General features: G+C 62.4%; 12 protein-coding genes and 1 tRNA gene. 6 read left to right on the top strand and 7 right to left on the bottom strand.

The features are described 5' to 3' along the window. Positions 1-209 precede the first annotated feature (209 nt). The 4 genes from AZF01_RS23875 (at position 210) to AZF01_RS06815 (ending at position 2,360) form a co-directional block, all read left to right on the top strand. On the top strand, positions 210-626 hold the full coding sequence (locus tag AZF01_RS23875) for a hypothetical protein (RefSeq protein WP_152534632.1): 417 nt from the start codon (positions 210-212) through the stop codon (positions 624-626). Between the two features lie 121 nt (positions 627-747). After that, positions 748-1,629 (top strand): glycoside hydrolase family 108 protein, encoded by an 882-nt coding sequence (locus AZF01_RS06825; protein ID WP_082781116.1) that lies wholly within the window; start codon positions 748-750, stop codon positions 1,627-1,629. Beyond that, positions 1,629-1,907: a hypothetical protein gene (locus AZF01_RS06820; protein ID WP_036237767.1), complete on the top strand. Its 279-nt coding sequence runs from the start codon at positions 1,629-1,631 to the stop codon at positions 1,905-1,907. Before AZF01_RS06825 ends, AZF01_RS06820 begins: the two co-directional genes overlap by 1 nt. Positions 1,908-2,009: 102 nt before the next feature. After that, on the top strand, positions 2,010-2,360 hold the full coding sequence (locus AZF01_RS06815; RefSeq protein WP_024709194.1) for a hypothetical protein: 351 nt from the start codon (positions 2,010-2,012) through the stop codon (positions 2,358-2,360). Between the two features lie 87 nt (positions 2,361-2,447). Here AZF01_RS06815 and AZF01_RS06810 read toward each other — a convergent pair. The 7 genes from AZF01_RS06810 to AZF01_RS06780 form a co-directional block, all read right to left on the bottom strand. Then, a tRNA-Ser gene (locus AZF01_RS06810) sits at positions 2,448-2,537 on the bottom strand. A 122-nt stretch (positions 2,538-2,659) separates the two neighbouring features. After that, the gene (locus AZF01_RS06805; RefSeq protein ID WP_024709193.1) at positions 2,660-3,580 is read right to left on the bottom strand and encodes a carbohydrate kinase family protein; all 921 of its coding nucleotides are present in this window, start codon (positions 3,578-3,580) and stop codon (positions 2,660-2,662) included. Beyond that, positions 3,577-4,626, bottom strand: a complete 1,050-nt coding sequence (locus AZF01_RS06800) for an ABC transporter ATP-binding protein (RefSeq protein ID WP_024709192.1) — start codon at positions 4,624-4,626, stop codon at positions 3,577-3,579. Before AZF01_RS06800 ends, AZF01_RS06805 begins: the two co-directional genes overlap by 4 nt. Then, entirely contained in the window at positions 4,626-6,140 is a 1,515-nt protein-coding gene (gene argH / locus AZF01_RS06795) for an argininosuccinate lyase (protein WP_024709191.1), read from the bottom strand. Before argH ends, AZF01_RS06800 begins: the two co-directional genes overlap by 1 nt. 4 nt (positions 6,141-6,144) lie before the next feature. After that, positions 6,145-7,002, bottom strand: a complete 858-nt coding sequence (locus tag AZF01_RS06790; protein WP_024709190.1) for a carbohydrate ABC transporter permease — start codon at positions 7,000-7,002, stop codon at positions 6,145-6,147. After that, complete coding sequence (locus AZF01_RS06785) at positions 6,999-7,949, bottom strand: carbohydrate ABC transporter permease (protein WP_024709189.1); 951 nt, start codon at positions 7,947-7,949, stop codon at positions 6,999-7,001. Before AZF01_RS06785 ends, AZF01_RS06790 begins: the two co-directional genes overlap by 4 nt. Before the next feature lie 14 nt (positions 7,950-7,963). Beyond that, positions 7,964-9,214, bottom strand: a complete 1,251-nt coding sequence (locus AZF01_RS06780; protein WP_024709188.1) for an extracellular solute-binding protein — start codon at positions 9,212-9,214, stop codon at positions 7,964-7,966. Between the two features lie 258 nt (positions 9,215-9,472). Here AZF01_RS06780 and AZF01_RS06775 point away from each other — a divergent pair, with 258 nt between their 5' ends. Beyond that, on the top strand, positions 9,473-10,684 hold the full coding sequence (locus AZF01_RS06775) for an ROK family transcriptional regulator (protein ID WP_024709187.1): 1,212 nt from the start codon (positions 9,473-9,475) through the stop codon (positions 10,682-10,684). A gap of 23 nt (positions 10,685-10,707) precedes the next feature. Beyond that, positions 10,708-13,107: a PIG-L family deacetylase gene (locus tag AZF01_RS06770; RefSeq protein ID WP_024709186.1), complete on the top strand. Its 2,400-nt coding sequence runs from the start codon at positions 10,708-10,710 to the stop codon at positions 13,105-13,107. Positions 13,108-13,109: the final 2 nt, after the last annotated feature.

Below are 13,109 nucleotides of genomic sequence, written 5' to 3'. Positions count from 1 at the left end.
TAACCGCATCCGCACTTGCGGCTTGCACGTCACCACATGTTAAGCTGCAATCTCCGGTAGATGAATCGCTCTGACCTTGGTTTGTCAGTTATTGCTCTTCGGGCCAGAACGCCTCCGGTTTTGACAACATAGGCGACAGGACCGGGTGTTTTCGAGGTGAATGTAGCAACAAAAGCAACCTTCCGCCCGGCCCGTCCAGGAGATTGTACATGGCTAATTCATCGTTGAACGGCAACACGCTCTCAACAGCGGGACCAGATACCGACGCAAATGCGCCACCGGCGATCGATCCGACACTTTTTCATTACCGGGTCTGGCGTGCCGTTCGCGCCGAGTGGTGCCGCGCTCTCATTCAAGTGGAAAGCGGACAGACGACCGTCAAAAACCTCGATGCCATCCAGCGCAGAGAACTTGAAGCGAGGGACGCTTTGATATCGCTAACCCCCACCACCCTCAACGGTATTGCTGCCATAGCGCATCTTCTGTGGGATGAACTGGGTCCGTCAAAGGCAAATCTATCAGAAGGCGAATATGCAGCCCGTTGCGCGAGCGACCCAACTCTGAAGATGATCGCTGCTATCTGGCGCGCGGCCGACGGAAGCCATACGCCGCCCTTGACAGACTAAAGCCAGAGCAGTCCCCACCACCATCCATTCCTTCCAGCATCGTTGCTATTTTGGCATCATCCAGTGTATGATATCCAAACCACGACCGGCTGCATTTACGCTCGGCGAAAAGGATATCGAGATGTCGCGGTTCACCGAATGTCTGGCCCTGATTCTGGCTGAAGAAGGCGGCTATTCCAACCACCCCAAAGACCCTGGTGGCGCGACCATGCGTGGCGTCATCCAGCGCGTCTATGACACCTATCGCCAGTCCAAAGGGCTCGCGACACAGAACGTCCGTCAGATTTCCGAAGACGAGTTGCAGGCGATCTATCGCGAACGCTACTGGAACCTCGTTCACGGCGATCGACTGCCGCCCGGCATCGACCTCGTCGTCTTTGACGGCGCCGTCAATTCCGGCCCGGCCCAATCCGTCAAATGGCTGCAGCGATCCGTAAACGACCTGCGTTCATCATCTTCGCAAATCGGCGTTGACGGACTAATCGGGCCGGAGACCCTAAACGCGATTATGAGCTGCCCCGACCACCGGGCATTGGTCAATCATATCTGCAACCGACGCCTCGCGATGCTGAAACGCCTTTCCACATGGCCGACGTTTAAGGGCGGCTGGTCCGCGCGGGTGTCGCATATGCGCGCCAATGGACTTGCGATGGCCGAGGCGAACAGCATCCAGCTCAAGGGGCGCTCCGCAATCGACGGCGCCACTGGTGCGATGATGACGGTTCAGCCCGTCGAAGGGGCAAATGCCAAGGCGAACGCCGCAGATATCAAAAAGGCGCCACCTGTCGCGCCCGCCGACGCCGCGCTCGGGGCCGGTGCCGTCACGGCGGCCCTGTCACAGGCGCAGGACCAGCTCGCGCCGTTCGCATCAATCGATGCGATCAACAGGGTTTCCGCCGCACTGGCCGCCCTTGGCGTCGCCGTGATGCTCGGCGCGCTTGTCTATCGGCTCTGGGCGAAGCGGCGGGCGGCTGCCAACGAGGATGCGCTGGAGACCGCGTGATGTTCGACAAGATCGAAAGCATCGTCATCGCTCTTGCCGCAGCCGCCGTTGGCGCGGCGGTCATCATCATCCTGGGCGTGCTGATCTTCATACCGAAGGCGCATCGCCAGGGCATTCTCGATGAACGTGCGGCCGTCGCTCGAAAAGCCCTTGAGGCCTGGCAAGACAGGACGAAAGACGATGCCAAATTACAAGCCATGTCTCCTTATGATCTTTGCGTGTCTTACGTTGGCAGGGTGCCAGAGTGCGACGAGCTGCGCGCCCTTCCGCAAAAATAATCTCTCCCCGGGCGGGACCGCCGCGCTTATTCAGGCGGACCCTCAGGGCGCAACCAACGTCATTGGCAATGACCGCGCCGGCCAGAGAATGGGGTGCTGGGAATGACAACGCCAAAGCTCGATATGCGCATTTCGCTCGGAAATATCCTGACGGCGCTCGTCTTCATCGTCACGATTGTCGGCGGCTACTACGCCGTGAAAAACAATGCCGAGGCCAATCAGGAAGACATCCGGGAAATCAAGGTCTCGATCAGGGAGCTTCAGCAAGACAGCTCGACAAAGGCCGAGACCCAGGCCCTCCAATCCCGCGTCTCGCGGATGGAAGAGTATCGCGACGATACCGTTGACCGCCTCGCCCGCATCGAAGAGCAGATGAAGGGCTTCAAAGACCAGACGCAGGAACTGAACGCGAGCATCCGGCAGCTCATAAGCACGCTTCAACCGTCAAGATGAGTCGTTTCTGCCGTTAGGATCAGAATTAGGATCGAAAAATCGATATCCAAATAAACAAAATGAAATCAATTACATGAATTGGATATCTGGCGGAGAGGAAGGGATTCGAACCCTCGATACCATCTCTGGTATACTCCCTTAGCAGGGGAGCGCCTTCGACCACTCGGCCACCTCTCCGGTGAGGGCTCTGATAGGCGTTTTTGTTTCGCCGATCAAGCCTGTGAAAAGAAATCCGGCAAAAAAACGGTGCGGCGCCGGTCCGGCGGCGACGAGCCTTTTTTGCGCTGAGCCGCCCGGCTTTATGTGCCGTTTTCGGGGGCAGCGGTGTCGGCGGCGCCCGCGCCCGCCCCGCCGGCCACCTGCACGGCCCTGCTGCCGGCGCCGATCGCCGCGGCAAGGCAGCGCTGAAGGGCTTCGCCGTCAAGCCAGGCGTCAACGAAGCCCGCGTTGAAGGCATCGCCGGCGCCGGTCGTGTCGATCACGCTGACGACTTCGGCGGGCGCGTGAAGACGAAGGTCGGATGCCGCAAGATAGGCCCCCTCTGCCCCGGCCTTGATCGCGACGACGGGAAAATGCTTGGCCAGACGGTCGCACATCGCCGCCGGCTCGTTCTCGCCGGTAATGATGCGCGCCTCCTCCAGATTGGGCAGAAAGACGTCCACCCCCTGACAGGCGGCGATGAGGCCCGGATCACCGATCAAACTATCGTCCCAGCTCGGATCGAGCGAGACCGTAAGCCCCGCCGCGCGCGCGCGCGTCACAAGATCCGGCATTTCGGCAAGCGTTGCGTATTCGGCAATGTGAAGATGGCCGGCCTTCCGCCAGGCAAGCGCATCATCAAGCGTTGAAGGCTCCGCCCGCCCTGCCCGCTTGGTCAGAAAGGCGCGCTCGCCGTCAAGCACGGAGGCGACGGTCACCTGCGGGCCGGCATCGTCGGCGCGTTCCAGGAAGCCGAGATCGATTCCTGAAGTCTCAAGCTGGCGCTCGATGGCGCGCGACAGCGGATCATGCCCCAGCCGACCGACAAGGGCCGCATGGCGTCCGATGCCGGCGAAATGGGCGGCGGAAATGAACGCGCCGCCGCCGGCGGCGATTGTCAGGTCGTGGGCGAAAACCTCGCGCCCGAGCACCGGCAGACGGTCAAGTCCGGTGAAGATCAGGTCGCAATAGATCCGCCCCACGCTGAGGACCGCCCGTCTTTCGTCATGTCCGGCTGTCATCTGCGACCGAGGCTCTTTTCTGTCGCGGCGTCGAAGAGATAGAGCTTGCCGGGCTGGACCGTGCAGGCAACGCTGCTGCCGACGGCAGGCGAGAGCGTGCCCGGCGAGGTGGCGATCAACGGCTTGCCGGCGACATTCAGGTGCACCATGGTTTCCGGGCCCAGCGGTTCGACGGCCTCGACCACGCCTTCAAGCGTCAGGACCGCGCCTTCCGGCACGATCCCGTCAACGACGGCAAGAAGGTCATGCGGCCTTATGCCGACCAGCACGTCGCCCTCGCCCGCAAAACCGGCCGCCTGGTCGCCGAACGCCGCTGCCGGCAGCATGTTCATGGACGGCGAGCCGATGAAACGCGCGGTGAATACGTCGGCGGGGTTCTCGTAGAGGTCGACCGGCGTGCCTGTCTGCAGGATATAGCCATCCTTCATCACCACGATCCGGTCGGCCATGGTCATGGCTTCGACCTGGTCGTGGGTCACATAGACAGTCGTTGTCTTAAGTTCCTGATGCAACTTCTTGATTTCTATACGCATCTGCGCGCGAAGCTGGGCATCGAGGTTGGACAGCGGCTCGTCGAACAGGAAGGCCGAGGGGTTGCGCACCATGGCGCGGCCGATGGCGACGCGCTGGCGCTGGCCGCCGGAAAGCGCTGCCGGGCGGCGCTCCAGATAATCGGTCAGGCCCAGAATGCGCGCCGTCTCGTCGATCCGCTCATTCTTCTCCTCTTTCGAAAGCTTCGACGTGTAGAGGCCGAAACCGATATTCTGGCGCACGGTCAAATGCGGATAGATTGCGTAGTTCTGGAACACCATGGCGATGTTGCGCGCCTTTGGCGCCCGCTCGTTGACCACCGCCTCGCCGATCTTCAGCGTACCGCCGGTAATCTCCTCAAGACCGGCGATCATCCTGAGCGTCGTCGACTTGCCGCAGCCCGATGGGCCGACAAAGACAACGAACTCGCCATCGGCAATCTCGAGATCGATGCCATGCACGGCCTCGACCTTGTCATAGCGCTTCACCAGTTTTTCCAGTGCGATTGAAGCCATTATGCTTTTCCCCTCAATCGTTCGAAGCGGTTGCCGCGTTCGTCCGCCGCCGCTTCCAGGCGGGCGGCAAGCGCGTCGGCTTGGTTTTGAAATGCGGAAAGACTGTCGCGGTAGCCGGCTATGGCGGCATCGAGCGGCTCTTCCGCCGGCCCGCCATAGCGCTTGCGAACGGCAACGAAATAGTCCGGCGAGACGATCTCGCGGAAGGCCTCTTCGTCCAGCGCCGTTTCCCTGCCCGCATGGTCGGCGAAGGCGTTTCTGAAGGGGCCATAGCCATCCGTTCCAAGCGCCCCGTCCGTGGCAACCACGGCGCGGGCCACATCGGCGGCGATCTCGTGCGCCTGACGGAAGGACAAGGCCTCGCGCCGTACCAGGCTGTCGGCCAGTTCGGTGATGGTAATGCAGGAGCGGTCGAGATTGGCGGCAACGCGCTTGCCGTTGATGCGCACCTGCGCGATGAGGCTCGTCATCAGCTCCAGCACGCGCATGCCGCTGTCAAAAGCCTGATAGCCCATCGCCTGCGTTTCGCCTTCGCTGTCATTCATGTCTGTGAACGGCGTGTTGTGCATCACCGTCAGCACCGTCTGAGCGCGGCCCACCGTCTGGCTTGCCAGATGGCGCATATGTTCGACCGGTACCGGATTGCGCTTCTGCGGCATGATTGAGGAGATCTGCACCAGTGCGTTCGGCACATAGAGCTGGCCGACCTCGAAGCTCGTCCAGAACTGGAAATCCTGGATCAGCCGTCCGAGATGGAGGAACATGAGTTCAAGCGCGGAATAGGTGGCGGTGATGTAATCGACGGCGGCAATGCAGCTGTAGGAATTCTGGAGCGGCGCGGAGAAACCGAGAAGTTCCGCCATCAGGTGCCGGTCGATCGGAAAGCCGGAGGTCGTGATCGCGGCAGCACCCATCGGCGACAGGTCGACGGTTCTGCGGGCTTCGAACAGCCGCTCGATATCGCGCGAAAGCACCTCGATCGCGGCCCCGAGATAATGGCCAAAGGTGGTCGGCTGCGCCGGCTGGCCGTGGGTATAGGCGACGATCAGCGTCGCCTTCTCGCGCTCGGCCGCATCGATCATGGCAGCGAGAAGCTTGATTGCCCGGTCGGCAGCGGCATCGACATAACGGCGCAGATTGAACTTGAAGAGCGTGTGGTCAATGTCGTTGCGCGAGCGCGCGGTATGCAGGCGACCTCCGAGATCCGGACCGAGCCGGGCCTTCAGTTCCTTCTCGATCAGGAAGAAAAAATCCTCGACCTCGCCGGTATAGTCCAGCGTGGCGGGGTCAACTTCGGCGTCGATGGCGACGAGTGCGTCAGCGATCTCTCCCGCCTGTCCGGCGGTCAGGATACCGGTCTCTGCGAGCATGACCAGATGGGCGCGGTCGATTGCGCGGAAGCCTTCGACGAAATGCGTTTTTGCGCCGTCAAACAAGGGCTTGAGCACGGTTTCCTTGTAAACGGGATCAGGAAAACGGCTGGTATCGTCCTTTTGGGGATCAATGGTGTTCATGGGTCTATCCCTTGACGCCGGCCAGCATCACCCCGCGCACGATGTAGCGCTGGAAGATGAGGAAGACGAGGAGCGTGGGTATGGTCGCAAGCGCTGCCCCGGTCATGATCATCTCCCACTGGATCGCGGCTTCGACAGCGAAGCTCGAAAGGCCGACGGGCAGCGTATAAAGCTCGCTCGAGGTGGTGACGATCAGCGGCCAGAAGAAGGCGGTCCAGTTGCCGAGGAAGGTGAAGATGGCAAGCGCCGAGAGCGCCGGCGCGACGAGCGGCATGGCGATCTTCCACCAGATGACGAACTCGTTCATGCCGTCGATGCGGGCGGCTTCCATGAAATCGTCCGGCACGCCCTCGAAGAACTGGCGCATCAGAAAGGTGCCGAAGCCGGTCATCATGCCGGGGAACATGATGCCCCAATAGCTGTCGAGCCAGCCGAAATTGGCCGACATCAGATACCAGGGGATCACCAGCATTTCCGTCGGGATCATCAGCGTCGAGAGGATCGCCAGGAAGATGAAGCGGCGGCCGCGAAAGCGGAATTTCGCCAGCGTGTAGCCGACGAGACTGTCGAAGAACACGTTCGAGCAGGTGACGATCGTGGCCACCAGCAGCGAGTTGAAGAACCAGCGGCCAAAGCCTGTGGTCGTCAACACTTTCACATAGTTCGAAAACGTCGGGTCCTGCGGGATCAGCCGCAGGTCATAGACCTGGCTTGCGGGTTTGAGCGAGGTGGAGAACATGAAGAGCAGCGGCGTGATCATGATGACGCCGCCGATGAAAAGCAGCGTCCACATCAGCACCCTGCCCGGCCGCACCTTCGGTTTGTAACGCGAAACCGCATCCTGTTGGCGAAGTTCACTCATGACTTGTCCCTCAGGATCCAGAGCTGCAGCAGCGAAATGACGAGGAGAATGAGGAAGAGAACGACGGTCTGGGCCGCGGCATAACCCATCTGGTAGGATGAGAAGGCCGATTGGTAGATCATCAGCACAAGCGGCTTGGTGGTGCCAAGCGGCCCGCCCGGATCATTCGTGGTCATGTTGTAGACCTGGTCGAAGATCCTGAGGAAACCGATGGAGGACAGCACGACCAGAAACACGGTGGTGGGCTTCAGAAGCGGCAGCGTGATCCTGCGCAGGATCGCCCATTCGCCAAGCCCGTCGATCCGCGCCGCCTCGTAAAAGGTCGTCGGAATGGCGCGGAGCCCCGCCATGAAGATGATGATCTGGAAGCCGAGACCGGCCCAGATGGCCGTCACCATGATCGAGGGCAGCGCCTGTGTTGTCGAGCGCAGAAAGGGCTGCTGCGGCAGGCCGAGAGCGGAGAGCACGTCATTGATGACGCCGATCGGGGCCGGCTGATAGAACCAGCGCCAGACCCAGGCCATGGCCGCCGCCGTCGTCAGGAACGGCATGAAATAGAGCGCCCGGATAAACCCGTGGCCAAAGCGCACGCGATCGAGAAAAAAGGCGATAGTGAAGGACAGCACCAGCGAGATCGGCGTGCCGAAGATTAGATAGGCGAAGGTGTTCTTGAACACCTGCCAGAAATCCGGATCGGCGAAGAGCTTGGCGTAGTTCTCGAAGCCGATGAATTTCGGCGGGCGCATCAGGTTCCAGTCCGTCAGCGACAGCCGGAAGGCGTCGAGCGTCGGGTAGAAACGGATGACGCTGTAAAACAGCACCGGCAGCGCCAGAAAGGTCCAGACCCAGACGAGGCGCTTGGTGTGCATGGAGAAACGGTCGGCAAAACCGCCGCCCTCGGGGCGGCCGGCGGCCGCCCCCTTGGTGTTTTCAGCCTGTGAAGACATCGGCCCGACCCGGCTTACATCGCGTCGTCGATGATGGCCTGTTCTTCCTCGGCCGCCTCCTTGATGCTGTCAGCAGGAGACTGGCCGTTCAGGATCACCCGGTTGACCATGTCGATGGCAACCTGGCGCTGGGCGGCCTCGTCCACGAACAGCGTGGTGTGGGCATAGTCGAGGCCCTTGAGGAAGGGCCCGTAGATCGGGTTCGACGTGTTCTCGTCCGTCAGCGCCACGGCGCGCCGCGCCGGCAGTTCGCCGACCACATCGAGCCAGATGCCCATGGCTTCCGGCGAGGTCAGATAGGTCAGGAATTTTTCCGCGGCCTCAAGCTCCTCGCCCTTCACCTTGGCGCCGATGCCGTTTGCGAAATAGCTCGAATAGTTGGAGCGCATGCCGTCGGCATTGGCCGGCAGCTCGGTCACGGCCCAGTCGAAATCCTCGATCTGGCTGAACGAGCCGAGACGGAAGGTGCCGTCGATGGTCATGCCTGCCTTGCCGGCGCGGAAAGCGGCCTGGCCTTCATCCATGAAGCCGGACTGGCCGATTTTCTCGTCCATCTGAAGGCCGGTGTAGAATTCAAGCGCCTCGGTGCCTTCCGGGCTGTCATAGGTCACCTTGCGATAGTCGTCCTCATAGGGCACGCCGCCGAACTGGCGCACCAGCACTTCGCGCCACCACTGGTGGTCCTGGCCGGCCATGTCGAGCGTCATGCCCTCGGTCACCATATTGCCGGCATCGTCGAACTTGGCGATCGCCTTGCCGGCGGCAACCAGCTCATCCAGCGTCTGCGGCGGGTTTTCCGGATCGAGGCCGTTCTCCTCGAAAAGCTTCTTGTTGTAGAACAGCGCCAGCGAGCGCACCGCCGTCGGCAGGCCGTAATATTCGCCGTCGCGCTTCATCGCGGTTACGATCGTGAAGAACGCGCTCTCGATCTCATCATGCGGAAACGCATCCTGCGGCAGCGGCTGCAGGAGACCGCCGGCGACGAACTTGTCCAGCCAGCCATAGAAGAGTTGCATCACGTCCGGGCCCTTGCCGGCCATGTTGGCGGCGACAATGCGGGTCTGGTAGTCCGCATAGGGAAAGGTCACCTGCTTGACGGTGATATCCGGATTGGCCGCCTCGAAATTCTCGATCAGCTGGTCCATCGCGTTGACGCGGGTCTCGTAGATATACTGCCAGTATTCGATCTCGACGGCATTTGCCGGATTGACCGAGACCATGCTGATGCCGGACATCAGGCCGGCGAGCAGAAGTGCCTTGCGCATTGAAATCTCCACTTCCCCATGTGCGGCGTCCCGCCGCGTCCGGGGCTTGTTTGTTCCCGAAAGCCGCCTGCCAGGGGCGGCGGCCATTGTTCGCTTTATGCAGGCGCCTGCGGCGGCGCCGGGGCGCCGTTTCTCCGGCGCCTCGCCGATACGGTCGCGTGACGCCGCGCGTTTGTCAATAAGATAATCTAGTTGAATTATTATATTGACGGTAGAAGGGACCGGCCCCAGACTGAGACCATCGGAAAGCGAACGGACATGAACGAGAAGACACGCGCGCCTTCGGCCATCGGCAACAATCCGGAACGCAACAGGGAACACAACCGACGCGTGGTTCTCGATCTGGTGCGCCAGCACGGCATGCTGGGACGCATGGAGATCGCGCGGCACACGCATCTGACGGCGCAGGCTGTCGCCAATATCGTCGACGATCTCGTTGGTGAAAACCTGCTGATGGCGACCGGCAGGCGGCGCACGGGACGTGGCCAGCCGCCGATCCAGTTTGCGGTAAACCCCGAAGGGGCTGCCACCGTCGGCGTCGAGATCGCGACCGACCAGATGGTCGTGACCGTGCTCGATCTGACCGGCGTGCTCCGCTACAAGCGCATCGTTCCCCTTAACGGCACCACGCCGGAGCGCACCCTGCCCGTCTTCGCGCTGGAGGTGGAGCGCGCCCGCAGGTCGGTCGAGGCGCCGCTTCTCGGCGTCGGCGTGGTCATGCCCGGCCCGTTCGGCATCGAGGGCATGAGTTTTGTCGGTCCGACCACCCTTCCCGGCTGGAACGGCATCGACGTCAAGGCGGCGCTGGAGACCGCCTGCGGCATTGATGTGACGCTGGAAAACGATGCCGCCGCGGCCGCCGTTGCCGAACGGCTGTTCGGCGCCGGCCACGCGACCCAGCATTTCTGCATGCTCTATTTCGGCACCGGCATCGGTCTTGGCATGATTCAGGACGGCGCGCCCTATCGCGGCGCTTTCGGCAATGCCGGCGAAATCGGCCATGTGCCGGTCGTGCCTTCGGGCAGACCATGCCCGTGCGGCCAGCACGGCTGCCTGGAACGCTACGCCTCACTTCATGCGCTGCATGAACGTTTCGATGCCTGTGACAGAGAACGCCCCCAAATATCTGAAATTGAATCGCTTTTTAAAAACGAAGATCCAGTGGTGGAAGCCTGGATCGCGGAAGCGGCGGCGCATCTTTCCACCGTCATCGGTCTGCTTGAAAACATCTTCGATCCGGAAACCATCATCCTGAGCGGCGCGTTTTCGGACGCCGTCATGGACGCGCTGATTGTCCGCATGCCGGCGCTGCCGCCATCGGTCGCCGCCCGCTCGAACCGCGCGCAGCCGCGCGTCATGCGCGGACAGACCGGGCAGTATACGGCCGCCCTTGGCGCCGCCGCCCTGCCGCTTTTCGAGATCCTGACGCCGAAACTCGAGACATTGCCGCCCGCCCGGCAGGTGGCCTGACAAACAGAACAACGGGGAACGACATGCTTACGCCGCGCCAGCGCATTGAACAGGAAATGACCTCATCTTCGCTCGTACGCCTGCACAGGGCGCTCTCCCGGCTGAAATCGCCGGTGACGATGATGAACACGGGCGCGCATCCGGATGACGAACAGTCCGGCATGCTCGCCTTTTTCCGTTTCGGGCTCGGCATGCGGATCGTGGTTGCGTGCTCGACGCGCGGCGAAGGCGGGCAGAACGTGCTCGGGCCGGAACGGCTCGGCGCGCTCGGCGTGCTTCGAACGCGCGAGATGGAGGAAGCCGCCCGCGCGCTCGATGCCGACATCCACTGGCTCGGTCACGGGCCGGACGACCCGGTGCATGATTTCGGCTTTTCCAAGGACGGCGACGCCACCTTCGCCCGTTGGGGCGAGGAGCGTATCGTCGAGCGACTGGTGCGTGCCTACCGCAGGGAGCGGCCCGATATCGTCATCCCGACATTTCTCGACGTTCCCGGCCAGCATGGCCACCACCGCGCCATGACGCGCGCCGCCGAGACCGCGATCCGCCTCGCTGCCGACGAGACCGCCTATCCGGAGCATTTCGCCGAGGGCCTGAGGCCGTGGCGCGTGGCCAAATACTACCTTCCCGCCTGGTCCGGAGGGGGCGGAACCTATGATGACGACCTGCCCCCGCCGCCCGCGACCGTCACCGTGACCGCCGAGGGGCGCGATCCGGCAACGGGCGCCGATTATGACCGCATCGGCGAATGGTCGCGCTATTACCACGCCTCGCAGGGCATGGGCTGGTGGCCGGAACGGCCGGACCATGCATGGAAGCTCCATCTTCTGCTCGGTCCCGATGGCAGCACGCCGGAGGAGACAATCCTCGACGGACTGCCGAAGACGCTGGCCGATCTCTGCGTCGGCGAGGCCGAGACGCTCACCCATGATCTTGTGACGGCCGATGCCGCGACCGCTGCGGCAATCTCCGCCTTTCCCGATCGCGACGCCGTAACCCGCAGCCTCGTCTCCGCCGCAGGCACGATCGAGGCCGCGCTCAACGCTGCGCCCGACGGCTTCATCGAAAGCCAGGGACACAGGCTCACCCGCAAGCTTGCCGAGATCGATGCGGCGCTGCTGGAGGCTGCTGCCGTGTTTGAACGGGCCTATGGCGCGGCCGAGTGCCTGACGCCAGGCGGCGAGACAAGCCTGACCGTTGTTCTGGGCGAAGACGCCGGCGAGGCGGAAACGACTGTTACGCCGCTCCTGCCAAAGGGCGTCACGGCATCAAAGCCAGCGGAAGAGGCCGGCATCATCCGTTTCTCGCTTGCCGTCGCCGATGATGCGCCGCTGACAAACCAGTATCCGCCGCTCTGGTCGTCGCTCGGCGGCAATGGTCCGGTCTCGGTGAAGCTTGAAACTGAAATTTCAGGCCGCAAGGCCGCCGGCCACTTCGATCTCGAAACCGCGCTGCCCATCGTTCCGGCGCTCTCCCTCACCCTGAAGCCGAACGCATTTATCGTTCCAATACAGAATATTAACCATACCCTTTCATTCATCGCACAAAGCGATGCTCCAAACCTCACACTTCGCTTCAACGCGCCCGAGGGGTTTCAGGTGAGCGCAACGGGCGAGCGCTACCGTCTCGACCTGCCGCAACGGGCAACGCCCGGTCTCGCGCGCATCGTCCCGGAAATAGACGGCAAATCGGCATCCAACATAACGCCCTTCACCTACCCTCATATCGGGCGCAGCCGTTTCATCCGACCGGAAGTGCTGAGCGTCCTCACCCTCGACCTTGTCCTGCCGGATGGCGCGAAGATTGGCTATGTCGGCGGCGGCGCGGACACTGTCGGCACATGGCTGAAACGCATGGGGCTCGATGTCACCGAGCTTGATTCGACGGCCCTTTCCGGCGATCTCTCAGCCTTCACCACGATCGTCATCGGCATCTTCGCCTTCGGCACCCGCCCGGATCTTGCGGCGGTGACAAAGAAACTCCACCGCTTCGTCGAGGATGGCGGCCATCTGGTGACGCTCTATCACCGTCCCTCGGACGGCTGGTCGCCCGAGGCAACGCCGCCGCTTTATCTCAGGATCGGCTCGCCATCGCTGCGCTGGCGCGTGACCAACCCCGATGCCGACGTCGAGATTTTGGCTCCCGACCACCCGCTCCTCACCGGTCCGAACCGGATCGCGGCGGACGACTGGGCCGGCTGGCACAAGGAGCGCGGGCTCTATTTCGCGGCTGAATGGGACGGCGCCTACCAGCCGCTTCTTGCCATGCATGACGCGGACGAAAAGCCTCTCGAGGGCGCGCTCGTTACGGCCAGGATCGGCAAGGGCCGGCACACCCACACCAGCCTCGTGCTCCACCACCAGATGGACCGGCTCGTTCCCGGCGCCTTCCGTCTGATGGCGAACCTGATCCAGCCGGCATGAAG

The sequence above is a fragment of the Martelella sp. AD-3 genome, from assembly GCF_001578105.1.
In the GTDB taxonomy this organism is placed as follows: domain Bacteria; phylum Pseudomonadota; class Alphaproteobacteria; order Rhizobiales; family Rhizobiaceae; genus Martelella.
This window is presented reverse-complemented; position numbering and strand designations above follow the sequence as displayed.

What these genes read in the sequence shown, in the direction of transcription:
- AZF01_RS23875 (WP_152534632.1), top strand. Translation starts at nt 210, where the DNA reads ATGGCTAATTCATCGTTGAACGGCAACACGCTCTCAACAGCGGGACCA.
- AZF01_RS06825 (WP_082781116.1), top strand. Translation starts at nt 748, where the DNA reads ATGTCGCGGTTCACCGAATGTCTGGCCCTGATTCTGGCTGAAGAAGGC.
- AZF01_RS06820 (WP_036237767.1), top strand. Translation starts at nt 1,629, where the DNA reads ATGTTCGACAAGATCGAAAGCATCGTCATCGCTCTTGCCGCAGCCGCC.
- AZF01_RS06815 (WP_024709194.1), top strand. Translation starts at nt 2,010, where the DNA reads ATGACAACGCCAAAGCTCGATATGCGCATTTCGCTCGGAAATATCCTG.
- AZF01_RS06805 (WP_024709193.1), bottom strand. Translation starts at nt 3,580, where the DNA reads ATGACAGCCGGACATGACGAAAGACGGGCGGTCCTCAGCGTGGGGCGG.
- AZF01_RS06800 (WP_024709192.1), bottom strand. Translation starts at nt 4,626, where the DNA reads ATGGCTTCAATCGCACTGGAAAAACTGGTGAAGCGCTATGACAAGGTC.
- argH (WP_024709191.1), bottom strand. Translation starts at nt 6,140, where the DNA reads ATGAACACCATTGATCCCCAAAAGGACGATACCAGCCGTTTTCCTGAT.
- AZF01_RS06790 (WP_024709190.1), bottom strand. Translation starts at nt 7,002, where the DNA reads ATGAGTGAACTTCGCCAACAGGATGCGGTTTCGCGTTACAAACCGAAG.
- AZF01_RS06785 (WP_024709189.1), bottom strand. Translation starts at nt 7,949, where the DNA reads ATGTCTTCACAGGCTGAAAACACCAAGGGGGCGGCCGCCGGCCGCCCC.
- AZF01_RS06780 (WP_024709188.1), bottom strand. Translation starts at nt 9,214, where the DNA reads ATGCGCAAGGCACTTCTGCTCGCCGGCCTGATGTCCGGCATCAGCATG.
- AZF01_RS06775 (WP_024709187.1), top strand. Translation starts at nt 9,473, where the DNA reads ATGAACGAGAAGACACGCGCGCCTTCGGCCATCGGCAACAATCCGGAA.
- AZF01_RS06770 (WP_024709186.1), top strand. Translation starts at nt 10,708, where the DNA reads ATGCTTACGCCGCGCCAGCGCATTGAACAGGAAATGACCTCATCTTCG.